The 23,186-nt window shown below is 47.4% G+C and carries 21 protein-coding genes and 1 riboswitch; of the genes, 14 read left to right on the top strand and 7 right to left on the bottom strand.

The window, feature by feature from the left end:
- Positions 1-140: 140 nt before the first annotated feature.
- The gene (locus G9G54_RS11110; RefSeq protein WP_165178002.1) at positions 141-968 is read left to right on the top strand and encodes an HNH endonuclease; all 828 of its coding nucleotides are present in this window, start codon (positions 141-143) and stop codon (positions 966-968) included.
- A 24-nt stretch (positions 969-992) separates the two neighbouring features.
- Here the strand turns inward: G9G54_RS11110 and G9G54_RS11105 are convergent, their stop codons facing one another.
- Complete coding sequence (locus G9G54_RS11105; RefSeq protein ID WP_023990896.1) at positions 993-1,388, bottom strand: rhodanese-like domain-containing protein; 396 nt, start codon at positions 1,386-1,388, stop codon at positions 993-995.
- 501 nt (positions 1,389-1,889) lie between these two features.
- On the opposite strand from G9G54_RS11105, the gene G9G54_RS11100 reads away from it, so the two are divergent.
- Positions 1,890-2,321: a DUF1641 domain-containing protein gene (locus tag G9G54_RS11100; protein ID WP_013312528.1), complete on the top strand. Its 432-nt coding sequence runs from the start codon at positions 1,890-1,892 to the stop codon at positions 2,319-2,321.
- Between the two features lie 27 nt (positions 2,322-2,348).
- Positions 2,349-3,530, top strand: a complete 1,182-nt coding sequence (locus G9G54_RS11095; protein WP_061829474.1) for an NAD(P)/FAD-dependent oxidoreductase — start codon at positions 2,349-2,351, stop codon at positions 3,528-3,530.
- Between the two features lie 110 nt (positions 3,531-3,640).
- On the opposite strand, the gene G9G54_RS11090 is transcribed toward G9G54_RS11095, so the two are convergent.
- On the bottom strand, positions 3,641-6,190 hold the full coding sequence (locus G9G54_RS11090; RefSeq protein WP_165178000.1) for a LamG-like jellyroll fold domain-containing protein: 2,550 nt from the start codon (positions 6,188-6,190) through the stop codon (positions 3,641-3,643).
- A 330-nt stretch (positions 6,191-6,520) separates the two neighbouring features.
- Between G9G54_RS11090 and G9G54_RS11085 the strand changes: the two genes are divergently transcribed.
- A complete protein-coding gene (locus tag G9G54_RS11085; protein WP_165177998.1) occupies positions 6,521-7,318 on the top strand; it encodes a copper amine oxidase N-terminal domain-containing protein in 798 nt (265 codons plus the stop codon).
- A 78-nt stretch (positions 7,319-7,396) separates the two neighbouring features.
- On the opposite strand, the gene G9G54_RS11080 is transcribed toward G9G54_RS11085, so the two are convergent.
- Both G9G54_RS11080 and G9G54_RS11075 read right to left on the bottom strand, forming a co-directional pair.
- The gene (locus G9G54_RS11080; RefSeq protein ID WP_165177996.1) at positions 7,397-8,440 is read right to left on the bottom strand and encodes a stalk domain-containing protein; all 1,044 of its coding nucleotides are present in this window, start codon (positions 8,438-8,440) and stop codon (positions 7,397-7,399) included.
- A 256-nt stretch (positions 8,441-8,696) separates the two neighbouring features.
- On the bottom strand, positions 8,697-8,873 hold the full coding sequence (locus G9G54_RS11075) for a CsbD family protein (protein ID WP_013312524.1): 177 nt from the start codon (positions 8,871-8,873) through the stop codon (positions 8,697-8,699).
- 156 nt (positions 8,874-9,029) lie between these two features.
- On the opposite strand from G9G54_RS11075, the gene G9G54_RS11070 reads away from it, so the two are divergent.
- A complete protein-coding gene (locus G9G54_RS11070; protein WP_023990890.1) occupies positions 9,030-9,545 on the top strand; it encodes a DUF2179 domain-containing protein in 516 nt (171 codons plus the stop codon).
- 119 nt (positions 9,546-9,664) lie between these two features.
- Positions 9,665-9,877: a cold-shock protein gene (locus G9G54_RS11065; protein WP_025721956.1), complete on the top strand. Its 213-nt coding sequence runs from the start codon at positions 9,665-9,667 to the stop codon at positions 9,875-9,877.
- A 158-nt stretch (positions 9,878-10,035) separates the two neighbouring features.
- On the opposite strand, the gene G9G54_RS11060 is transcribed toward G9G54_RS11065, so the two are convergent.
- The 3 genes from G9G54_RS11060 to G9G54_RS11050 all read right to left on the bottom strand — a co-directional run bounded on the left by G9G54_RS11060 (position 10,036) and on the right by G9G54_RS11050 (position 13,668).
- The gene (locus tag G9G54_RS11060) at positions 10,036-11,049 is read right to left on the bottom strand and encodes a substrate-binding domain-containing protein (RefSeq protein ID WP_023990888.1); all 1,014 of its coding nucleotides are present in this window, start codon (positions 11,047-11,049) and stop codon (positions 10,036-10,038) included.
- A gap of 247 nt (positions 11,050-11,296) precedes the next feature.
- A complete protein-coding gene (locus tag G9G54_RS11055) occupies positions 11,297-12,496 on the bottom strand; it encodes a glycoside hydrolase family 130 protein (RefSeq protein WP_165177994.1) in 1,200 nt (399 codons plus the stop codon).
- Positions 12,493-13,668 (bottom strand): AGE family epimerase/isomerase, encoded by a 1,176-nt coding sequence (locus G9G54_RS11050; protein ID WP_165177992.1) that lies wholly within the window; start codon positions 13,666-13,668, stop codon positions 12,493-12,495. The genes G9G54_RS11055 and G9G54_RS11050 overlap by 4 nt, the downstream gene beginning before the upstream one ends.
- Before the next feature lie 235 nt (positions 13,669-13,903).
- Here G9G54_RS11050 and G9G54_RS11045 point away from each other — a divergent pair, with 235 nt between their 5' ends.
- The 8 genes from G9G54_RS11045 (at position 13,904) to abc-f (ending at position 22,903) form a co-directional block, all read left to right on the top strand.
- A complete protein-coding gene (locus tag G9G54_RS11045; RefSeq protein ID WP_165177990.1) occupies positions 13,904-15,223 on the top strand; it encodes an ABC transporter substrate-binding protein in 1,320 nt (439 codons plus the stop codon).
- Between the two features lie 67 nt (positions 15,224-15,290).
- Entirely contained in the window at positions 15,291-16,175 is an 885-nt protein-coding gene (locus tag G9G54_RS11040; RefSeq protein WP_061829466.1) for a carbohydrate ABC transporter permease, read from the top strand.
- Positions 16,176-16,177: 2 nt separating this feature from the next.
- Positions 16,178-17,011: a carbohydrate ABC transporter permease gene (locus G9G54_RS11035; RefSeq protein ID WP_025721962.1), complete on the top strand. Its 834-nt coding sequence runs from the start codon at positions 16,178-16,180 to the stop codon at positions 17,009-17,011.
- A 60-nt stretch (positions 17,012-17,071) separates the two neighbouring features.
- Positions 17,072-18,121 (top strand): glycoside hydrolase family 130 protein, encoded by a 1,050-nt coding sequence (locus G9G54_RS11030; RefSeq protein ID WP_165177988.1) that lies wholly within the window; start codon positions 17,072-17,074, stop codon positions 18,119-18,121.
- 11 nt (positions 18,122-18,132) lie between these two features.
- Positions 18,133-19,092 (top strand): acetylxylan esterase, encoded by a 960-nt coding sequence (locus tag G9G54_RS11025; protein WP_165177986.1) that lies wholly within the window; start codon positions 18,133-18,135, stop codon positions 19,090-19,092.
- A 57-nt stretch (positions 19,093-19,149) separates the two neighbouring features.
- Positions 19,150-19,249: riboswitch (purine riboswitch) on the top strand.
- A 69-nt stretch (positions 19,250-19,318) separates the two neighbouring features.
- On the top strand, positions 19,319-20,497 hold the full coding sequence (locus G9G54_RS11020) for an MFS transporter (RefSeq protein ID WP_165177984.1): 1,179 nt from the start codon (positions 19,319-19,321) through the stop codon (positions 20,495-20,497).
- Between the two features lie 80 nt (positions 20,498-20,577).
- Positions 20,578-20,721 carry an RAxF-45 family protein gene (locus G9G54_RS11015; protein ID WP_016822706.1) on the top strand — a complete coding sequence of 48 codons (144 nt, stop codon included), beginning with the start codon at positions 20,578-20,580 and terminating at the stop codon, positions 20,719-20,721.
- Between the two features lie 103 nt (positions 20,722-20,824).
- On the top strand, positions 20,825-22,903 hold the full coding sequence (abc-f, locus tag G9G54_RS11010) for a ribosomal protection-like ABC-F family protein (RefSeq protein ID WP_165177982.1): 2,079 nt from the start codon (positions 20,825-20,827) through the stop codon (positions 22,901-22,903).
- The last annotated feature ends 283 nt before the right edge of the window (positions 22,904-23,186 follow it).

Raw genomic sequence — 23,186 nt, 5'->3', positions numbered from 1 at the left:
TTTGTTATACCTGAGTGTTCACAACGACTCGGGTAGCTAGAAAAGAGAACGTGAAAACGGTAAAATGAATCTAACTTAACAATAGTTCGGGTTTTGGGCAAACTGTGAAGCGCGAGCAACAGAGGAAAGGAGGAGTGGACGTGACAGAAACACAGCAGAACAAGGATGAAGCAAGCAAACCGCTGATTAAAAAATGTACGTATTGTCAGGAGATGAAACCTTTAACGGACTTTCAGCGCAGAACGGGTCGCCGGGCTGGTCCTTATTCCCGGCGTGGTCCTTGCCGTTCCTGCCGGGGGTTGGCCCCGCAAGAACGTGCGGCTACGTCCGCTCCCTCCGGCGAGGAAACAAATCCCTCGGCTGCTCCCGTGACGCAGCATAGCCTTGAAGCAAATACGGCTGCGCACAGCCTGGAGGCGTCGCTACCTATGGAGGCACAACGCCCCTGCAGGAAGCCGGTCACGGACAAAGCGCGTGAGTGCCACCGGCAACGGGTTCGGCATCTGCTTAGCAGGCTGAAGCCTGCGGATACCCGGACGTTGCGGCTCAATCGCAATGGCATGATTCGGCTAAGAGGCAAAACCGACCAGGGGAGACGCTGGCATCAAGAGATTGAGCTTGATCTGGCCATGACCTTGGTCAGAGAGCGTATGGCGGTGATTGTTAATCCATACACCGTGCGCAGACTGTATAGCAACAAGGAATTTCGTCAATATGTGCTTAAGCGTGACCGCTATACTTGCTTTTTTTGCGGGGGCTACGGTGACACGATTGATCATTTACTGCCTCGGGCAAAAGGGGGGCACACGACGCCGGTCAATTGTGTATGTGCTTGCAATGAATGCAATCAAGTTAAGGCTGCCCGCGATGTAGATGAGTTCATTGAGTCTGGTGTACCGCAGCCGTCTCCTGATGATTTCGAGGCACCTGATAATCCTGACGCTTCTGAAGGCACCCTACATACGTAGGGCGACTCTTGGAGCGTAGATCCCTTAGTACAGTTCTACTTCAAAGCCGGATTCCTTCCAGGCTGTTGTTCCGCCTTCGATAAAAGCTACATTGGTAAAGCCCATCTGCTGGAGTGTATAAGCTGCCAATGCAGCTTGTCCGCCTGCCCCACAAGTGGTGATAATCGGGCGGTTGCGGTCACGTAGACGTTCGTCACGCAAATCCTGTGGAACCTCCAAGTCAGCGCGGATGGGCAGCATGCCCAATGAAATATTGGCGCTTCCGCGAATCAGACCGCAAGCGCCTGCATCATGGGAGTCCTGTACATCGATAACGAATGTATCTGGATTTGCCTCCATTCGCTGACGTGCCTCCTGTGAATCAATGCCCTGAACGTGCTGCCTCGCTTCTTGAACCATATCTCCAAATGTTTTAGCCATCATTTAAAACCTCCGTATGAATATATTTTGTGTTATTTTCATATTATCGAACTAAAACTCACTCTCTTTATTACCCTCCTCTAGCATAAGATGACCCTTCTTTTAAGGGAAACTTGGACAAAAATCGAGCTTATTCTAATTTTTATCTAAAATAACAATAAAAATTTTGCAGAAATTTGTGCAAATTTAAAATTTCTTCGACGATTGTGTCGTGAAAGGTGTAATATAGAGGTATAGGGTTCCGTTTCGGCCTGTTGTAGTCACGAAGGAGCGCTTCGTGGAATATTCCGCAGCAGTAACAACAGAATACCGTCTGAGCAATATACAATTGGCATCTGCGATAAATCAGTCTTGCCCTGTAGGGTATAGGCCGGTTTTAGCTGTGCTTCTTGCATGTTTAAGGGCGTGAATTCGATGAACGTTTTATTGCTAGAGTTTATGGATACAGGTTACGAGAAAGGAATGGACTTCTATTTTCACAGTAAAGGAGGACGTTCACGCATGTCTGAAAACCAACAAGAGGTGGCAGTAACACAGGAAGCTACCAAAGAGTCTCGGGATGTATTGGACCAATTGATGAAACCGGAGGTTCAGCAATCGCTGACCGTGCTGGTAGAAAATCTGCCCAAGTTGACTGAGATGGTTACTTTGATGACCGACGCTTATGATGTAGCTCGCAGTCTGGCGACTGACCCTGTCTTTATCGGAGATATGAAAAGCTCCATGGGAGAGTTTGTGAAGCCTGTTACAGATTCGGCTAAAGGATTGGCTTCTGCTGCAATTGAAGCAAATGACCGTGTACAAACTACGGACGGCAGTGTAGGTCTGTTTGGCCTGCTCAAAATGCTTAAAGATCCGAATGTACAAAAAACGCTGCGTTTCAGCCAGGCTTTCCTGGATATTCTGAATGAGCGCCAACGCGAAAGCAAATAATTACCTGATCGAGAACGGAGGATGGACATGTCGAAGCAAATTTTGATCTTGGGCGGCGGATACGGCGGATTGCTGGCCGCTCTTACAGCACGCCAGCATATGGACGCTAGCCAAGCCACCATTACAGTGGTTAACCGCTTTGCGTCGCACCAAATTATTACGGAACTGCACCGTTTGGCGGCAGGTACAATTGCCGAAAAAGCTGTTGCGCTTCCTTTGGAAAAACTGCTGCGTAACAAAGAAATTATCCTGAAAGTGGATACTGTTTCCGAAATCAAGCCTGATGATAAAAAAGTAACCTTGGCCAGTGGCGCTACGTTGAGCTATGACGCTCTCGTTATTTCCCTGGGCAGCGAAACGGCTTACTTTGGTATTCCAGGACTGCAAGAGCATAGTTTCACGCTGAAATCTGTGGCAGAAGCCAATCGTATTCGCGCACATGTGGAAGCTCGTCTGGATGCTTACAAGCAATCCGGTAACCAAGCAGACGCTACAATCGTTATCGGTGGTGGCGGTCTGACAGGCGTTGAGCTGGTGGGCGAATATGCTGACAAATTGCCTGTAATTTGTCGCGAAAAAGGTATTAACTACGAAGATATCAACTTGTATTGCGTAGAAGCTGGACCATCTATTTTGGCAGGCTTCCCTCAACCACTGGTTGATCGTGCAGTAACAAGCCTTGAAAAACGTGGCGTTCAAATCGTAGCGGGTGTTCCGATTACAGAAATGAAAGCTGACGAAGTTCTCTTGAAAGACGGACGTTCGATCAAAACGAACACACTGATCTGGACAGGCGGCGTACAAGGTAATGCACTGGTTGGCGCATCTGGTATCGAAGTAAACCGTGGTCGCGCAACTGTGAATGGTGCACTGCAATCGACTTCTCACGAAGACATCTTCCTCGCTGGCGACAGCGCAGTGGTGTTCCCGGGTGAAGGCGAGCGTCCATACCCTCCAACTGCACAGTTGGCTTGGCAAATGGGCGAATTAGTTGGTTACAACATCTTCGCTTATTTCAACGGAGCGAAAATGGAACGCTTTACACCAGTCTTCTCCGGTACACTGGGCAGCTTGGGCAGAACAGACGCGATCGGTACTGTAGGCGCGAATGGCACCCAACTGAAAGGCGCTGTAGCTACTTTGATGAAGGAAGGCAGTAACATCCGTTACTTGTCCCACATCAAAGGACTTTTTGCATTGGCCTATTAATATTCCTTATATTTTATATGTTTCATTGGAAGAGAGCGCTATTCAGCGCTCTCTTTTTTTGTAGCTTTTCTTTTCGACACTAGAGTTGCTTACGATTCATTAGTCTTAATTCACTTCATCTTCGCTAACTCTGCCACCTGTACAGGGGGGAGCGCACCTTCAAATATACTCAGATCATCAATAGATCCTTTGAACGCAGGGTCCCACCAGTTGACACCTAAGCTGAATGTTCCAGATTTGGAGGTAAAGACATCTGGGAATTCTGAACCGATAAATTGAAGCTCGCCATTCACATACACGGCTAACACCCCACGTTCTACAGTGAAGGCGAGATGGGTCCATTCATTTGTTTTGATCTTTAGGCCAGTACTGCCGGTATACCAAAGTGAGCTGCCGGACCAGACCATTGTATTATCCTTCTCGGGTCCTCTGGGCAGAAGGCTAATCCAGTGGTTACTATCCATAGCTCCAAAGAAAGTTGGTGTATGCAGAGTTAAATCGCTTGGTTTTACCCACAGTGACACGGAATATGCTGAGCTGGATATGAGTCCTTCAGGTAGAGCAATGCCTGACTTTCCATCAAGGACTACAGCTTGGCCCTTTACGCCTTCAGCGTAGGATACACTTCCACCCTGGCGATCGATTCGGTCACCGATAACTTCTCCATTAGCAAAAACATTTTGCTGATCCTCCAGATTATTTTCAAATGTGTATGACGCAGTCAATGTTGCTTTCTCATAAGGGGATACCGTGATGTTAAAAACTTTGTCCCGACCACGTTCTCCTTTGGTAATGGTAGCCGTCAAAGTGGCAGATGCAGCCTTTTCTCCGATTCCTGGACGCTTGATTTCACCTGTATCCGTAATGACGCTTTGGTCTGAAGTTTTCCAGGTAATTCGGGATTGCCGACTGCCTTCCTTCGGAAGATTCAGGCTAGTCGTCACCCGACTTGTATCGCCAAGATCTAATTCACGATACACACTGTCCACTACTGTCGTATCGGTCATATCAGGGAGCTTACTGCCCCAAGCCATCTCACCTTTATTCGATAAAACTGTAAACGCCAGGATGTATTGATTCGAAACCTGATCCCATTGTCTTAAGAATACCCCATCCAACACAGCACCATCCAGTGTTAATTGGATATTCGCATCCCCTGACTTGCGCCATGTTCCTCGCACATCGCCTTCGATGGTATGATCTGCTCTAAGCTGAATGAATTGTGTATTCTTGATCGTAGCCGAAGAATCACTGCCATGATTAATATATTGATAATCGCCAATGAATTGTTTCTCATCCAGCTTTGTAAGCGTCTCGCCACCGTAACGGTAAGGAGCTACGACAGGCCAGTCATCCTGATTCATGAACATTTGGTGTACACGCAGCTCATGTGTCTCCCCCTGCTGAGGGAATCGGGTATGAAAAACGACAAACATTTGTCCAGTAGCAGGATCGGTGTATACAGAATTGTGTCCTGGGGAAACATAGCCGTAGCCAGTGCCTGTACCGGGGTCTCCTATCTTACTATCGAACAAGAAATTACCTATCAACTTGTTGCCATAAGTTGTATTTTTGGTGTTTGCCGGCAAAACAGCATTCTGTCCTTTGGCATCTTTATAAGGTCCTGTCGGTTTCTTAGAACGGAATAACCTCATGTTATACCCTCCGTCGGCTGCAAGACTGCCGTAGGTTACATACAAATAGTAATAACCCGTTTTTGGGTGGTATTCAATATACGGACCTTCCCCGGACTCACCGTATCCACCTGCGATCTTGGTGCCAAAATAACGATCAATCAGACGGTCATCCTCCGTAGTTCCATCTTGACCTGGATACATGGGTTTGCCAGTTGCCTTATCCAGCTCCAGTAAAAATATTCCCCCGGACCATGATCCATACGTCATCCACAAGCGACCGTTTGCATCGTAAAAAACGCTTGCATCGATTGCATTTGGGAACATCCGGTTCGCATAAGAACCATCGGTATTAAACCATCCCGGTCTGAGCCCCTCAAGCTTGCCTTCCTTAATGAGTTGTTGAATCGGCGTATTTGTCCATTTTTTATCTACCTTGCTATCTTTATCGAATGCAGTCTCCTTCGTAAAACCAGTGTGTATAATGGTATCCACATATTGATATGGACCCTCGATTTTAGGTGCAACTGCAATGCCGATCGCGGAACGAATGTAGGTGGAAGATGCGCTATAATAAATCATATATGCCCCTTTTGTCCCATCCTCATTGACATAATGCTCATTCCAAAATACATCGGGCGCCCATACCGAGAATCCTCCCTTACTATCCGCATCATTCTCACCCGCCCAAGCGAAAGATCCAGCTAGATTCTTCGATAAGTCCCCGTAAAGTGTGTTCCCAGGCGTAGTGTAACCGTTTGCAAAAGAAGTCCAGTTTGTAAGATCTTTTGACTTCGCCGCAGAGATGTGTGACCCAAATACATAATAAGTGTCACCGTCTTTGACAATGGAAGGGTCATGAACCGATACATTAGAGAAGGTTGGCGCATCCTGCTTATTATTCTGGTCTGGCACCGTTGCCGCCGCGTCTATTGCACCTAATGGTGCGCTTGCGATTGCTAATAATAATGTTAGTGTTATTGCAATGCTTTTCCTGACTTTACGTTTAACAAAACTTCTCATCATACACATTTGCCCCTTTCTGAATTGGAATACAGTGATATATTCTGCTTTCATCGCTAAATACCTTTCTATTTATAAATATTATTAATGTATTTATGAATTATATGGCTATAAGGAGGGTCTCGGCATCCAACACCGAGGTATACCTGTAAAATGAATCCTCATTATTTTAGATTGAGTCTTTCGGAGGATGATCTTTATTTAGGTAAAAATTATAAATTATGGTTGACGTTATGTTTTTGTGAGGATAAGCTAGTTATGAAAAATAAGTCGTAAGAACTGTTACTTGAACAAATTGTTGTTTTAACCTAAACGCTAACAAAGGAGAGCATTATGAAAATCAGACTGTTGGTCTGCCTTATGATTGTACTAAGTTTTGCTACTGCACACTCCAATTCGACATCAGCCCATGCTCATACCCCCATACAGTTGAAGGTCAATGATCATTACGTTTTATACACCTACCCTGCATCACCCTTTGTGGATAAGAAGGGAAGGCTGCTTATACCGCTCCAAGCGGCTGAGGATATACTGGGCGGTAAAGTAACTTATAATGCAGCGAACAAGACGGCTGCTGTTGATCTGTTGGGGCGTAATGTAACGGCAACGATTGGATCACCCGAAATATCGGTTAACGGCGAACCCATGACAATGGATACAGTCCCTATCATGCTAAGTAATGCAATGTTTTTGCCGGTATCCATTTTGTTGAAGGATACAGATGCGAAGATGGAATGGGATCCCAAACGTGGCTTATTGAAACTAAGACATGATAGCTTCACGGAAAGTCCAGTTCTTATGAGGTTTAAGGGACAAGACTTGGCCCAAGTCATTGATGCGAATGCATTTGATCTTAATTCCTTTGGCTGGGATCAAAGGCAAGGTGTATTGAATATTCATGCTACGTATAAGAGCGACTTATCGCCCGCCTTCAAGCAAATTGACTTTAATCCTCTGATTGTTTATAGCAAAGGGACCTATAGTGTATATCCTTATTCTAAACCCAGTATGTTTTACAAAGTTAAAATAACCAGTCCTGGTAATTTGGTTTATACAATGAATATCGATACAATCGATGCGGATAATGATTATGTAAAATATATTACTTCCGTAGGTAGGATGATTAAATAGTGGAATGCATATGATTGTGCATCATAAAAAAGCGACAAAGGCTTCATGGCCTTTGTCGCTTTTTTTGGAAGATTAATCTTAGAAGGTAATGATTTGACTGCTGTTCCCTTTATTGCGTATAGTTCCATCGACTCTATCAATGGACTCTTCGTCTTTAAGAAAATTAATAATGCCATCTGTCAGGTTGCTTCTTTGTAAATTTGACATTTTGTTCCAATCATCCGGATTTACATACACATCCACGTTAGCTTTACTGCTGTCGCCTCTTACGCTGAAATCAAAGCCGTATCCGGCGTAGCTGCTGTATCTGTTGAATAAATCACGTTGGATACTGCTTGCGTCGAAAGATGTACCTACTTTTTTAATCGTAACATCGCCTCTGCTATTGGTTGTAAAGGTTGCTAATTTATCTCTATTACTAGAGTTCTTAACCGTACCCTCTACCTCGGCATCTTTGTACTCTTTCAAAATATCTTCAACGATATCTTCCAGATAGGTTCTTTGTTTGCTGCTGGATAAACCTTCCCATCTGGATTTCGTCATTTCGATGGTCACTGTAATATCGTTTTTGTTGCCACTGAGCTCAATATCCGAATTAGTATCGTAGGCATCGCTGTGATCATCGTTCAGCTCCTTTTGAAGATCTTTCAAGGTGCTAGAACTATTTTTGCTCGCTTCATCTTTTAGCGTCTGATTGTCTTTTTGCAATTGAGCGATGGTAGCGTCTTTCGTCGTGTTTGCTGCTTTTGCTGTGTTGAGCTCTTGAGTCAGCGTCGTAATCTGGTTGTTCAGCGCCGTAACTGTAGACTGGTCAATCGGAACGCCGTTGTCAGCAATGACTACGCGTTTGTTTGTGCCATCCCATGTTACTTTTTTATCCAAAGCTGTACCTGCCAGCTTCAGCGGGATATACGTCACGCCATCCAGCAGAAATGGTTCTGTTTTAGCATCAGCAGGAACCTCGGTTCCGTTGTAGATGATTTTGATATTGTTATATACTGCTTGGATCGGCTTAGTCACTTGTGCGGCATATGTGGACTGGCTGAAAAGAGCCCCGGATATGGCCAAGGCGGATACGGCAGTGATGATGACAGGTTTTTTGATAGATTTCAGTGATTTCATTCGTTGGTCTACCCCTTTATTTAAGAATTATAGCCTGGTTCATAGACTAGAGTAACATTAATGCCTACAAAATCCAACAGGTTGGAAGAGTCATTATGGGTTGTGCTTATATTGGTTAGACGCAACAGCAACCGTAAAAGTTGCCCTGTTTGCGCAAAAGTTTTTCCAAAAGTATCCGAACAACACAAAACAAGCCCGCTGCACAAGACAGCGTGACTTGTTGGTAAAACAGTGCGTCGAGGTTATCCATTCAGGATTATTTGCCGTCCTTCAGTTTGCCTGCTGTTTCCTGAAGATGGCCTTTGGCCTTATCCAGTTTACCTTCGGCTTGAAGGGACTTATTATCGGTAGCATTCCCGATTTGGTCCTTGATTTCACCTTTGGCTTTGTTCACATTACCTTTGATTTTATCGCTAGTTCCGTTATCCTTCATGTTATAGCCCTCCTTATGTGATCGAACTTTCATTCAGCATGCTGTAGTTAGTCATTACCCGAGCGAGGGTAATACGAAACCAGAGGCTGTATATCACAGACGGGGGTATAATGTTGGGTACGGGTTAAATCAGAACGTGAAGTGGGGAGTGAGCGCATGCTCAAAATTTTATTATTTATTCTCGTTATTCAAATTATTTACGTATCGGCGTATACACTGCGCATGATTCTGACGCTGAAAGGACAGAAGTACATTGCTGCGCTCATTAGCACCGTGGAAGTTACGGTCTATGTGTTGGGCTTGAATGTTGTGCTTAAGTACCTGGATCAAGTGGCAAGTCTTGCAGTATACGCCATTGGCTATGCATTGGGCATTCTTATTGGAGCATGGATTGAGGAAAAAATAGCGCTCGGTTATGTCACCGTTAAGGTGATCAGCAATGAGATCAATGGAGGAATTGCCAATGCGCTGCGGGACAAGGGATACGGCGTTACAGCCTGGCTGGGCAGTGGACGTGATGGAGAACGCCTGGTAATGGAAATTTTGGCTAAACGGAAAAACCAGAATAAGCTGTATCAGTCCATTCTGGAGCTGGATCCTAAGGCTTTTGTCATTACGGTAGAGCCGAAGCAATTTCATGGCGGTTTCTGGACCAAGGCTATCCGTAAATAAACATTTTGGTAAATTGCGCATATTTTTTGGAGGTTGGAGCATATTAATACCCGGACAGGTGGGAATTAACAGTAAGCCGACAGGGGATATTACCCTATAAAAACCGAGGGGGGATATAGATGTACAGACGCCAGGCCCCGGAAATCATTCCAGAGGAAAATACGGCTATTTGGTCGTGTACAAACGAGGGTTGCAACGGTTGGATGCGAACGGATTTCACCTTTTTGAACGAGCCGGCTTGTCCATTTTGCCAAGCCTCGATGGGGCAAGAAATGCGGATGCTGCCGATTCTCAATCGGGCGGGCAATTCCTTTGTCGCCCAGCGCTCCTAATCCAGGGTTTTGCAAAATCCACAATTGAATGTGAGTACGATGATCACACTGCAGAATTTATGAACGTCAAAAGCCGCTCCAGCGACATGCTGAGCGGCTTTTGGTTGTGGAAAATTGAGAATAGCGATGACCTCTCCCCAAAGTAAGATATGCATTGATCATGGTCTCTGGATGGGCTGCACGGAATCACGATATACAATATGTCCCTGCACCAGGACTCGACCAAAGCGGCTGCCGGGATGACTTATTTTTTTCATCATTGAATCAATCGCGGTACGTGCCATCTGCTCGATGTCTACTCCGACCGTGGTCAGTTGCGGAACAATAAGAGTGGCGTATACATCGTTGTCAAATCCGACCACAGAGCAGTCTTCAGGTACGCGGTATCCCAGACCAATGAGCTTGTGTACCAGATTGTGAGCGACCTGATCGCAGTTACATACAAAGGCAGTTGGTAGCGGCTGAGGAAGCTCCATTTCAACATAAGTACCTTCGTCGTCCCGGTCACTGAGCACCCACTCGTTACGGAGGGGCAGTCTGTGCTCCAGCAAGGATTTATAGTAGCCGAGGAAACGATCCTGAATACTACTGGTGGAATAGATATTGCCTACATATGCAATATCACGATGCCCCTGGGCGATCAAATAGTTGGTCAGCTCATATGCTCCGTAGAAATTATCCGTCACCACGGAGTCGATATCGGCATGTTCATCATAAAAATCGAGAAACATTTTGGGTAGATCCATGGTTTGTACCAGCTCGATATATGGCTTGCTCACTTGACCCAGGAGAATGAAGCCGTCCACCTTGCGGTCGTAATAGATACGTGGCAGATTAAGCTGTTCTTCGTCTTCGCGATGAAGGATGTGAAGGATGCCATAGTAGCCGTATGGCTCCAGTGCCCGTGAAATTTGCTGGTAGATGTGCAGATAAAACGATTGGCCGGGGCCAGTAAAACGTTCAGGAATGACAACACCTATGTTATAGGTGAGGCCCTCCTTCATGGACTTGGCAACGGTATTGAAACGATAACCCATTTCGCCCGCGAGCGTCTTAATACGCTCTTTTAGCTCCTCGCTAACCCCATCCTTGTCATTGAGCGCCTTCGACACGGTCACGCTGCTTACTCCCAGCTTATCTGCAATATCCCGCATCGTAACGTTGCTCTTCATTCCTGTTCCGCCTTCCAGTTTTAAAAAGATAAGCATTTTGCCTAATCCAGAGAATGGATGCAAAATGCTGGGGAATATATCAGTAGCTTAGCCGCCTGTAAAAATCCAAAAGACTTAGCAGGGTTGCTGTCCTGTAAAGATACAAAGACTGGCAGCATGGCTGCCCATAGAACAACTGTTAGCCTGCGGGTAACAGTTGTTCTATGGATAGTATACATGGTTCCGCAAGCAGGATAAAGCCTGCGGCTTATGTCCGCTGGGAAGGACAGGAGTGTGCTTGCAATAGCGCTTCATTGTGATGAATTAGCTCACGGCGAACAGCGGCGCTGCCGAGAGAACGCAAGGGATCAGATGATGTATTGAAGGTGTAGTCCTCCAGTCTAGCGATGGTGGTCGTCGCTACGTGAATACGGGTATCACTGGATGCGTAGTAAATAAAGACTTCATCTTGCTCGTTAACAACAGCCCCGTTGCAAAAAATAACATTCGAAACGTCGCCCACGCGTTCCTCATCATAAGGAGCCAGAAAGTGCCCGCCGGGCTTGGCGATGACGCGCGTAGGGTCTTCTAGACTGGTGGCAAAGGTATACAGCACATACCGCAGCCCGGCGGCCGTATTGCGTACCCCGTGAGCAATATGAATCCAGCCGCGACTGGTTTTGATCGGGGCAGGCCCCTGACCGTTCTTGGCTTCGTACACCGTATGATAACAACGCTCATCAATGACGGTTTCGTGTTCAATCACGGGTTGTGTAATATCTTTGCACAGGCCGAAGGCGATGCCTCCGCCTGAACCGGTGGAAATAAACCCGTCCTGGGGACGAGTATAGAAGGCATATTGACCGTCCACAAATTCAGGGTGCAGGACAACGTTGCGCTGTTGTGGGGACTGGGTAGTGATGTTGGGAAGCCGGGTCCATGTACGAAGATCACGAGTGCGGACCAGTCCGGCCTGAGCGACAGCACTGGAGGTATCGTGGGGTGGTGCGTCAGGGTCCTTTTTTTCCGAGCAATAAATACCGTAAATCCAGCCGTCCTCATGCTTTACCAATCGTATATCGTACATATTTGTTTCTTCCGGGTCGATATCCTCCCATACGAGGGGAGCGTCAATGAATCGAAATTGATCAATGCCGTTATCGCTCTCTGCCAAAGCAAAAAATGACTTTCGATCCAGTCCCTCTGTACGCGAAACAAGAATGTATTTTCCTTCATGATAGATCGCCCCTGGATTCAATGCCGCATTTACACCCAGCCGCTCCATGAAAAAGGGATTGGTTTGCGCATCCAGATCAAACCGCCAGTGAAGTGGAACATGATGGCGTGTGAGCACTGGGTAGATGTAGCGTTCGTAGATACCATTATAAAAGGTAGCTTTAACCTCATTGGGGCGTGTAATCAGTTCCTCTTGCTGCAACCGCAGCTCATTATATTTGCTATGGATCATTGGTTTTCCATCCTTTCTAGCATTTCTATGCAAAATCGGCTGTTATGATAAGGGCACTTCCAGGGTCCTGCAATCTCTCTCGCATCAGGCTTACCATCCGCTTGAACTGACCAGAACCATTCGCCTCCGGGGCGCGGATCGATGATATGTTGCTGGGTATAGGACCATAGATTTTTCACAATTTGCAAAAAACGTTCGTCTTTTGTACGTTGAAACGCATTATAAAAACCAACCATCCCCTCGGCCTGTACCCACCAGATACGTGAGGTGTCTACCCGCTCTCCTTCCCGCTCATTGATGAGCGATCCGTCTGGCTGAACAGCGCGCTCTGCTACCGCATTGGCAATATCCATCACCATATCCACGTATTCTGACGGGTAATAACCCAGCACATTCATAGCGTCTTCAATCAACCAGCTGGCTTCGATGTCGTGACCATATGAGGTCAGGTCAAGCAGAGAGCGCCATTCACGATCGAAAAATACCCCCAGTCGTCGAGCAGAAGCATCGTAAACACGATGATATAAAATATCCAGTACGTTCGTCAGTGCATCTCGAACCTCTTCATTTGGCCAGACGCGCAGCAATTGGGTGTACGCCTCCAAAACATGAATATGCGTATTCATGGTGATATGCGCGGTGACGCCATTTTCGCTGAGTAGCTCATTAGGCTGCGTGTTCCACAAGCGGTCATATTGTTCGCCGTATGCCTGTCGGGTGGGATCATATCCTTTTTGCTCCAGCAGGTGGAACAGCTCCATAGCTAGTGGTAATGCATTCGGGTCGTCTGTGGCACGTGCATACTCTGCTAGCGCATAGATCGCGAATGCCTGCGCGTATACATGCTTGCACGTGTCCACGGGTTGCCCGGTGTAGTTCACTATCCAATACATTCCTCCATGTAATGGATCAAGCAGGTGATCTCGCAGGAATGTGAATGCATGTCGTGCGGCTTCTGCATAGGTATCTTCCCCTGTTACACGGGCAGCCGCCGAGAATGACCAGAGTAGCCGTGCAGTGGCAATCCCCCCTTTGTCGGCTTGGTTATGAGTGTGCAGATCCACATCCACTTCGCCGTAAAACCCACCGTGTGTCTCATCCTTCAGTCCAAGCCAGAACGGGAGTATGTGTTCCTTCCATTCCTGTCTAATTTCGTCCAGTAATGTTTCCAAGAGACAAAGCCTCCTTCGGAAAATGAATTATTAGGTTATCGTTAACTTTACAGGATTATCATATATAGCTGTTTGTAAACTGTCAACCATGCTAAATTGGTGTTTTTTCATAAGATGTGACCCATTCCACTTTACAAAAAGAATATTGCAATTGACATAGTAAGCGCTAACATAATAAAATGATTTTGTTACTTTAACGATAACCTTATTCGAAAACAACAGGAGGAGTCGTCTCATGAAGTTGTCCAAGGTTTTGATGTCATTACTATCCGTGGTTTTGTTAGCGGGGCTGTTTACTGGCTGTACCTCAAAGAAGGATGAGCCAGCTGCCAGCTCTGATCCGAAGGGTGTGGAAGGTGAAATTACGGTTATCACACAGCGGACAGATATTGTGGATACGGTGTTTCAGGACTACGCCAAGGAATTTAACAAGCTTTATCCGAACGTGAAGGTCAATTTTCAGGCATTGGCCGATTATGAGGGCCAAATTAAAATCCGGATGGGGACCAGGGATTACGGAGATGTTTTGCTGATTCCTGGCAGTATTCCAGTTGAAGAGCTGCCCAATTTTTTCGAGCCACTGGGTACTTATGAGGAGATGAAAAACAAGTATACCGGCCTTGAAGAGCGTACGGTGGATCATAACAGCTACGGTATTCCGATTGCGATGGTTTACTCTGGTGTGATTTATAACAAAAAGGTGTTCAAGGACGCAGGAATCACGCAGCTTCCCAAAACACCGGACCAATTCCTGACAGCGTTACAGCAGATTAAGGACAAAACCAAGGCAGTGCCGCTGTTTACGAACTATGCCTCTGGTTGGGCACTGACCCAGTGGGAGTCTAGTCTGGCAACATTGGCGGGTACGAAGGAATATGTGAATGTCACACAACCGAATACAGATGACAATTTCACGAAGGGCCAGCCCCACTATGAACTGTATAAGGTCCTGTACGATGCGGCTAAAAAAGGCCTGATTGAAAAAGATCCAACGACTACAGATTGGGAGACCTCCAAGGCGGATCTCGCTCAAGGCAAAATCGGTACGATGGTGCTTGGCTCTTGGGCGATTGACCAGATCAAAAGCACAGCTTCTAACAAGGATGATATCGGTTTTATGCCTTTCCCGACGAATGCCTCCAAGGTACTTGTGCCTCTGGCTGGTGATTTTAACCTCGGTATTAACGTAAACAGTGAAAATAAACCGGCGGCCCGTGCCTGGGTGGATTGGTTTACCGAAAAGTCCAACTATGCCGTAGAGCAGGCAGGTAGCATTAGTCCGCTGAAGGGTGCCCCAATGCCTAGCATTTTGAAGCAATACGAAGATCAGGGAGTCGTTTTTGAAACGCTCACTCCGTCTCCAAAAGGACAGGAAGGGATTGTCGATAAAATCGACAAAAAGGGAGAAATCGGCTTGTGGCAGCCTGACTTCAAAAAACGCATTATTGAGGCAGCGGTCGGTAACCGCCCGGAATCGTATGATGCCATTATGAAGGATCTGAACGATGCATGGGTGAAGGCGCGTGCTGAAGTGGCTGCAAAGGAAGCAAAATAACCATCTGAACTGACGAAAAGAAAGGATCGACGTAGCAGTCGATGGACGGATAGCCAGGAGGTGCAGCATGTTAAAATTTTCGAATCTCAGCTACTCCAAACAAAGATTGGCGATTATTGTTGCCTTTTCAATTATTCCGCTAGCGCTGCTGATCACTTTTGCGTACTTGCCAGTGATCAATATGTTTAAGTACAGCTTTTCGGACTGGAATGGCTATAGTAAGCGTCTGGAATATGTGGGCTTTGAAAACTATATCAAAATCTTTACCGACCCCGAGTATTTCTCGGTGTTTAAGGTCAGTCTGTATTACTTTGTAGCCACGTTTGTACAGATGGGGCTGGCCCTTTATTTTGCAACCATTCTCAGCTTTCAAACCTGGTTTAAAAATTTCTTTAAAGGCGTTTTGTTTTTTCCTTCCCTGATGAACGGGGTAGCTATTGGTTTTATTTTTCTATTCTTTTTTAAGCCAGACGGTACCCTTGATACACTGCTTCAGGCGATGGGGCTGGGTTCGTATGTCAAGCTGTGGCTGGGCAACCCGGAGATTATCAATATTTCGCTGGCTGGCACGTCGATCTGGAGATACATGGGCTTTAACTTTATCGTGTTTCTCGGTGCGATTTCCTCCATATCCAGTGATCTGTATGAAGCGTCTGATATAGACGGGGCTAACCGCTGGCATCAATTCCGCTCTATTATTTTGCCGAGTATCAAGCGGATTTTGCAATTGAATCTCATCTTGGCGATTAGCGGGGCGATCAGTGCGTTCGACATCCCGTATATTATGACCGGTGGCTCCAACGGCAGTGAAACATTCGTCATTCAGACGCTTGATGTGGCATTCAAATACAGCAAGGTCGGTTTGGCCTCAGCGATGGCGGTCGTTCTGCTGCTGATCGTGATTGCTGTCACACTGCTTCAACGGTTGCTAATTCGGGGAGAGGAGGACTAATCATGTATAAGCTGAAAAGAATACTGGGTAGCAGCATCAAGTATGCCGCGCTTCTACTAGGTGCGTTCATTGCACTGCTGCCGATTGTCGTCATTTTGTTTGCATCTTTGAAGACGAAGGCTGAATATGCGGCAACCAGTCCTCTGACTCCCCCCGTAAACTGGCTGAATTGGGCTAACTATACCAAAGCCTTTATTAACGGAAATATGCTGACCGGATTTGTGAACACAGCTTTTATCCTGTTGATTTCGATCATCGGAGCTACGTTGACCGGTTCCATGATCGCGTATATTTTGAACCGTTTTAAATTTAAGGGCAAAAGTCTCATGCTGGGTGCGTTCTTGCTCGCCACGCTCATTCCGGGGGTGACGACACAGGTATCGACATTCCAAATTATCAACAAGCTGGAGTTGTTTAACACGCCTTGGGCGGCGATCTTGCTGTATTTGGGAACGGATATTATTGCGGTGTATATTTTTCTGCAATTTCTGGATTCCATTGCGGTGGCGCTGGATGAATCAGCCATGCTGGACGGGGCCTCCTATCTGACGATCTACTGGCGCATTATCTTGCCCCTGCTGAAGCCTGCCATTGTGACGGTGATCATTATCAAGGGCGTTAATATTTACAACGACTTTTACACCCCGTTCCTGTATATGCCCAAAACAAGCCTTCAGGTCATATCGACGGCGCTATTCAAGTTTAAAGGGCCATATGGCTCGCAATGGGAAGTCATTAGCGCGGGCATTATCATTGCCATTATTCCGACGCTGATTGCGTTTTTATCATTACAAAAATATATCTATAACGGATTCGCGCAGGGTTCGGTGAAATAGAATAACGGCGAAATAGAAAAATGATGAGATCAAGTATCTCGGTGAGAGGAGAATATACGTATGAGTAAATTGAATGTGGATTTGGATGTAGGTAACGTACGAATTGTGGGAGAAAGTCTGTCGAAAATGCCGTGGCAGGATAAGCCGGAAGGTAGCGAGGCTCCGGTGTGGAGGCATAGTGAGAATCCGGTCATTGGGCGGAATCCGGTGCCGGGCATTGCCCGTATTTTCAACAGTGCAGTAGCTCCGTATGAGGGACGGTTTGTAGGGGTATTCCGGGCTGAAACGATTAATGGACGTCCGCATTTGCATCTAGGCTGGAGTGACGACGGGTTGGCTTGGGACATTGAGACAGAACGTCTGCATTTGGTCGATGAGGAAGGAAGCGATTACCAGCCTAATTATGCTTACGATCCGCGTCTGGTCCGCGTGGAGGATACGTATTATATCATCTGGTGCACAGATTTTTACGGTGCAGCGTTGGGAATAGCACAAACGAAGGATTTTAAAAGCTTTGTACGATTGGAAAATCCGTTCCTGCCGTTTAATCGCAATGGTGTGCTGTTGCCCCGCAAGCTAAACGGAAACTTTATGTTGCTATCCCGTCCGAGCGACAGCGGACATACACCATTTGGCGACATTTTTCTGAGTGAAAGTCCTGACTTGGTCTATTGGGGCAAGCACCGTCATGTCATGAGCAAGGGCGGACAGGGCTGGTGGCAATCGGTAAAGATTGGCGGCGGACCGGCTCCGATTGAGACGACAGAGGGCTGGCTGATGTTCTACCACGGGGTGACAGGCACGTGCAATGGGCTGGTATACAGTATGGGCGTAGCCGTTCTTGACCTGGATGATCCGTCTAAAGTTAAATATCGTTCCTCGAATTTCGTGCTGACCCCGGAGGAATGGTACGAAGAACGGGGTTTTGTGCCGAATGTGGTGTTCCCGTGTGCTACGCTGCATGATGCGGACACCGGGCGGATTGCGATTTATTATGGAGCCGCTGACACGTATGTAGGTATTGCATACACGACAGTGTCTGACATTATGAAGTATGTCATCGCAACGGATGAAGTGGTCGCAGACGACCGTGAGTCAGGTCGGATGTAGGAGGAACTTGAATGCCGGAGGATATGTCTTTACAGCAATTGCAGTCATATATGGGGAGTAACCCGAAGCCGCCGGATTTTGACGCATACTGGGAACGGGCATTACAGGAGCTGGAGCGGCAGCCGCTTGATTATACACTGGAGCCTGCTGATTTTGTCTCTCCGATGGTGGAGTGTTACCATCTATATTTTACTGGAGTGGGCGGAGCAAAGGTTCATGGGAAGCTGGCTCGTCCCAAGCACCTTACGGAACAAGGGCCAGCTTTGGCCATGTTTCATGGATATTCCTGCGACAGTGGCGACTGGTTCGACAAGGTAAGCTATGCGGCACACGGATTCACTGTGCTGGCCATGGATTGCCGGGGGCAAGGTGGGCTGTCCGAGGACAATTTGCAGGTTCAGGGAACGACGGTACGCGGCCATATCATCCGAGGGATTGACGACCCGGACCCGGATCGGTTGTATTACCGCAATGTATTTTTGGATACCGTGCAGACGGTGCGCATTCTGATGTCTATGGAGCAGGTCGACCCTGAACGGATCGGCGCATTTGGCTGCTCCCAGGGAGGGGCCTTGACGGTTGCCTGCGCTGCATTGGAGCCGCGTGTCCGTATGGCAGTTCCGGTATATCCGTTTCTGTCGGACTATAAAAGAGCCTGGATGCTGGATGCCACTACATCTGCATATGAAGAACTGGTTTATTATTTTCGTTGGTTTGATCCGAACCATCTGCGCGAGGAGGAGCTCTTTCACCGACTAGGCTACATCGATATTCAACATTTGGCAGATCGTATTCGTGGTCGTGTGTTGTTTGTGACAGGACTGTCGGACATCATCTGTCCGCCTTCCACGCAGTTTGCGGTGTACAATAAAATCGTATCAGACAAGGAAATACTCCTGTATCACGAATACGGTCATGAGTACCTACCCTATCTGTCGGATCGTGCTATGAGCGAATTTTTGCGGCTGTAGGGGGTTGAACTTAGCCACAGGCTCCTTTATAGTAATAGCTATAACCTTCGTGAATGCGTAATAAATGAATGCCCCATTTGTATAACCTCAATAATATGGTTTGAGGGTCTCTACCAGGAACCGATAAATCCTGATTACAAAAAGTGTACGTCTTGTACATTTCTTGTGGTCAGGATTTTTTTGCGTAATACGAGGGAATTTACATGACAGCAAAGGAGCTAATGTAATGAACTTCAAAGTAGTTATTTTAACGATTGCGACCTTTACGGTGGGGCTGGTGGAGCTGATTATCGGTGGCGTGCTACCCCAAATTGCACAGGATTTGAATGTCTCCGTAAGCACGGCAGGACAGCTTATCATGATCTATGCGCTCGTGTATGCTATTGCTGGGCCAACTTTGTTGGCGTTGACAGCCAAAATTGAACGAAAACGACTGTACCTGTGGTCGATGTTTATTTTTATTCTGGGAAGTCTGCTGGCCTTCTGGAGTCCGAATTATGCAGTCTTGTTTGTATCCCGTATCATTACCGCTGCAAGCGGGTCGCTAATCGTGACATTGTCACTGACCATTGCAGTCAAAGTGGTGTCCAAGGCTTATCAGGCCCGTGTCCTCGGTGTCATCTCCATGGGGGTTAGCTCCTCCATCGTTCTAGGTATTCCAGCCGGGGTGCTGATTGGAAATGCATTTGGCTGGCGGGTGCTTTTCCTGATCATTGCTTTGTTGACGGTCGTTGCTATGATCGTTATCAACTTGTTTATGGAGCGTATTCCGACAGAACATGTTGTACCTATGCGTGATCAGTTGAAATCCTTAAAAAATGTTAAAGTCATCAGTGCTCATTTGGTGACCACGCTGACACTGGCGGGCCATTACACGTTATATGCGTACTTCACTCCGTTTTTAGAAAATATGATGGGCTTGAACGCTTCGTGGGTTAGTGTGGCCTATTTTGTCTTTGGGCTGGCGGCAGTGAGCGGTGGTTTTATTGGCGGCTCTTTGGCAGATCGGTTCGGCACAGCGAAAAGTATTCTAGTCGTCGTAGGCGTGTTTATCGCCGTGATGTTCTTGCTGCCATTCTCAATTCACTCGATTTATGTATTTGCGCCACTACTGATTATCTGGGGCATACTGAGTTGGGCCTTGTCGCCCCCGATGCAAAGTTATCTTATTGAACATGCACCCGAATCGGGTAGTATTCAGCAAAGCTTTAATTTCTCCGCACTCCAGGTCGGGATCGCTTTAGGTTCTGCCTTGGGAGGAGTAGTGATTGAAAATAGTGAATCTGTTGCCACGAACGCTTGGGTAGGTGGGGCATTTGTGATTGTTGCTTTTGTCTGCGGCGTATTTTCGATTACCAGAGCGGGGACATCGCAGGCTGTCAGAGGGCACCACTCTGTTTCATAATTTGCTGGACCATCGCCCTCTTTTATAATGCGAGCAAACATGTTATACTACACACAATTATGAAGAAGGAGGTGAGGTAGGTGAATCACGAGATGCTGAACAACCGTATTAGCCAGCTGCCGATTGCTATGGCTGGCATTGTTCATGCTTTTCCATACAACGGGAGAAGTCTGTCCAATTTTAATCATACGGTTGTAAACATCGCGAGAAGACGCCTACCTTAACTCGAACGGATTGCTGTATCTTCCGAAGAGTCGCGGGGTTGCTCCTGCGGCTCTTTTTGTGTTACCCGGGTAAGGGTCTTCCTAAATAAAGGAGAGCCTGAACATGTATATAGTAAACGGTCAACAATTGAAAAAATACCATGCTGCCAATCTGATTTTGGATGGTGCATCGTTTGATATCCATACGGGAGAAAAGGTGGGGCTCATCGGCCGCAACGGAAGCGGTAAAACCACCCTATTACGCCTAATCGCACGTTTGTCCCGCCCGGATGAAGGGCAACTCGTCATCGCCAAGGATACGAAAATTGGCTATTTGCCGCAAATTCCGGCGGAGTTTGAGAGCTTCAACGTGTACGAAACACTGGCTTATGCCTATCGTGAGCTGAAGGATTGCCGCAATCAGATGAGCACACTGGAACGGGAAATGTCAGATCCGGTTGTGGCAGCAGACGTGGGCCTTCTGGAGAAGTTGCTGCAATCGTATGCTACCTTGCAGGAACGGTTTGAACGCAACGGCGGCTATGAAATGGCTGCAAACATTGACCAGGTAGCGGATGGGCTGCGTATTCCCAAAGGAATGTATACGCGCAGCTTCGGCTCGCTGTCGGGTGGAGAGAAAACAAAAATAGCGCTGGCATCACAGCTCATCGGACGGCCGGATTTGTTGCTGCTGGATGAGCCGACCAATCATCTGGATTTGAAGGGGCTGGAATGGCTGGAGCAATTTTTGCAGGGCTACACAGGTGCGTGTGTGGTTGTATCTCATGATCGTTATTTTCTGGATCGGGTCGCCGTTAAAATGATTGAGCTCGAGGATGGCGAGGCGTTTACGTATTATACGAACTACAGTGGCTATGTTAAGGAAAAGGAAGAACGACTGCTACTACAATTTGAAGACTATAAGGAACAGCAAAAGCGGATCAAAAAGATGAAAGAGGCCATTCGGCGCTTTGAAGAGTGGGGGCGCAATGGCGACAACGAAAAGTTTTTCAAAAAGGCAGCCTCCATTCGTAAGGCGTTGGAGCGCATGGAACTGGTGAAGCGGCCTGTATTGGACCCGCAGGGGGCGGAATTTCACTTAAAGCTGGAGGATCGTTCCGGTCGCCGGGTACTGCAGTTTGAAGAAATTGCTAAAGCCTATGGAGAACGCCAGATATTAAACGGGGCAACGGGCAGTCTGGAATTCGGCGAAAAGGTGGCCTTGCTGGGTGATAATGGGTCAGGCAAAACGACGTTGCTCAAGCTGCTGCTTGGTCAGGAAAGCGCGGATGCAGGCACAGTCCAGTGGGGTGCGCGCGTGGAGTACGGATATTTGGCGCAGCAGGAGAGAGAACGGAATAGCCGGGCGACTGTGCTTGCTTACTTCAAGGAGGAAGCAGGGGTGGAAGAAGGCGAGGCACGCGGGTTGCTAGCGAAGTATTTGTTTTACGGTGCCGATGTGTTTAAGCCCGTGAGCATGCTGTCCGGTGGCGAATGGTCCCGCTTGCGGCTAGCGTTGCTGGTCATGAAAAAACCAAATTTGTTGGTGCTGGATGAGCCGACGAACCATCTGGACATTGACTCACGCGAGGCGCTGGAGGAAGCGTTAGACACCTACACGGGAACAGTACTGGCGATTTCACATGACCGCTATTTTGTGAATAAGCTGGCAGGGCGCGTGTGGGAGCTGGAGGCTGGAAAGCTGACCTTTTATCTAGGCAGCTTTGACGAGTACCGAGCGAAGAAGCGGGAGCTGGAGAACGCTCGTCTACAGAGCGACGGGGATACCGGGACACGCCCGACATCTGCAAGCAGAGCCGCATCGGGTGGCGGCTCTGGCTCGGGCACAGCTGTACATTCCAGTGCAGCGAGCAATGGCATGGGGGCGGCTGCGCATGCGGGAGCGACTACGGAAGACGATGCGAGCCGTGCACGCTCAGGTCGCTTGGGCTCGCCCGCTACCGGGTCTGGAGCACGCGAAGCGAAGGCCGCCGCGAAGTCATCACGCACGCCCGCTGCATCCAGCGAGCGGTTGGAGCGGGCCATCGCCGCCAAAGAAGCAGAATTGGCGACAGCGGATGCCGAGCTGGAGCTGCTCGGCACAAACGGCGACACGATCCACATGGCGGAGCTGTGGGATGCGCGTGAGCGGCTGCAAGCCGAGCTGGACACGTTGCTCGGCGAGTGGGTTGAACTGGAGTAGGTGACAGGCTAGTAGTTACTGGATAGAAAACAGTTTATTTTATATAGAGGGTAGCCCTGAGGTAGAACGTTTACTGAAGGGCTACCTTTTTTGCAGTGTAAAGACAAAGAGATCATCACGAAAATTAATGACCATTAATTTAGATAAATGGAATTGATGTATCATTATTATTATATTTTACATATAAAGAAAGTTGTTTGCATTTCGCAACATGTGATATTTTTTAAATTGAATAAATAATATGTTTCATTGTTAAGTGAAGTATGTGTTGTCCATCATGATC

Origin of the sequence: Paenibacillus sp. EKM212P, from assembly GCF_011066115.1 — a bacterium.
In the GTDB taxonomy this organism is placed as follows: Bacteria; Bacillota; Bacilli; order Paenibacillales; family Paenibacillaceae; genus Paenibacillus; species Paenibacillus polymyxa_B.
The sequence above is the reverse complement of the archived record's forward strand: the minus strand, read 5'-3'. Positions and strand labels throughout refer to the sequence as shown.

What these genes read in the sequence shown, in the direction of transcription:
- G9G54_RS11080 (WP_165177996.1), bottom strand. Translation starts at nt 8,440, where the DNA reads ATGAAATCACTGAAATCTATCAAAAAACCTGTCATCATCACTGCCGTA.
- G9G54_RS11105 (WP_023990896.1), bottom strand. Translation starts at nt 1,388, where the DNA reads ATGGCTAAAACATTTGGAGATATGGTTCAAGAAGCGAGGCAGCACGTT.
- G9G54_RS11035 (WP_025721962.1), top strand. Translation starts at nt 16,178, where the DNA reads ATGTATAAGCTGAAAAGAATACTGGGTAGCAGCATCAAGTATGCCGCG.
- G9G54_RS11020 (WP_165177984.1), top strand. Translation starts at nt 19,319, where the DNA reads ATGAACTTCAAAGTAGTTATTTTAACGATTGCGACCTTTACGGTGGGG.
- G9G54_RS11065 (WP_025721956.1), top strand. Translation starts at nt 9,665, where the DNA reads ATGTACAGACGCCAGGCCCCGGAAATCATTCCAGAGGAAAATACGGCT.
- G9G54_RS11095 (WP_061829474.1), top strand. Translation starts at nt 2,349, where the DNA reads ATGTCGAAGCAAATTTTGATCTTGGGCGGCGGATACGGCGGATTGCTG.
- G9G54_RS11060 (WP_023990888.1), bottom strand. Translation starts at nt 11,049, where the DNA reads ATGAAGAGCAACGTTACGATGCGGGATATTGCAGATAAGCTGGGAGTA.
- G9G54_RS11075 (WP_013312524.1), bottom strand. Translation starts at nt 8,873, where the DNA reads ATGAAGGATAACGGAACTAGCGATAAAATCAAAGGTAATGTGAACAAA.
- G9G54_RS11030 (WP_165177988.1), top strand. Translation starts at nt 17,072, where the DNA reads ATGAGTAAATTGAATGTGGATTTGGATGTAGGTAACGTACGAATTGTG.
- G9G54_RS11090 (WP_165178000.1), bottom strand. Translation starts at nt 6,190, where the DNA reads ATGATGAGAAGTTTTGTTAAACGTAAAGTCAGGAAAAGCATTGCAATA.
- abc-f (WP_165177982.1), top strand. Translation starts at nt 20,825, where the DNA reads ATGTATATAGTAAACGGTCAACAATTGAAAAAATACCATGCTGCCAAT.
- G9G54_RS11100 (WP_013312528.1), top strand. Translation starts at nt 1,890, where the DNA reads ATGTCTGAAAACCAACAAGAGGTGGCAGTAACACAGGAAGCTACCAAA.
- G9G54_RS11025 (WP_165177986.1), top strand. Translation starts at nt 18,133, where the DNA reads ATGCCGGAGGATATGTCTTTACAGCAATTGCAGTCATATATGGGGAGT.
- G9G54_RS11070 (WP_023990890.1), top strand. Translation starts at nt 9,030, where the DNA reads ATGCTCAAAATTTTATTATTTATTCTCGTTATTCAAATTATTTACGTA.
- G9G54_RS11085 (WP_165177998.1), top strand. Translation starts at nt 6,521, where the DNA reads ATGAAAATCAGACTGTTGGTCTGCCTTATGATTGTACTAAGTTTTGCT.
- G9G54_RS11040 (WP_061829466.1), top strand. Translation starts at nt 15,291, where the DNA reads ATGTTAAAATTTTCGAATCTCAGCTACTCCAAACAAAGATTGGCGATT.
- G9G54_RS11045 (WP_165177990.1), top strand. Translation starts at nt 13,904, where the DNA reads ATGAAGTTGTCCAAGGTTTTGATGTCATTACTATCCGTGGTTTTGTTA.
- G9G54_RS11055 (WP_165177994.1), bottom strand. Translation starts at nt 12,496, where the DNA reads ATGATCCATAGCAAATATAATGAGCTGCGGTTGCAGCAAGAGGAACTG.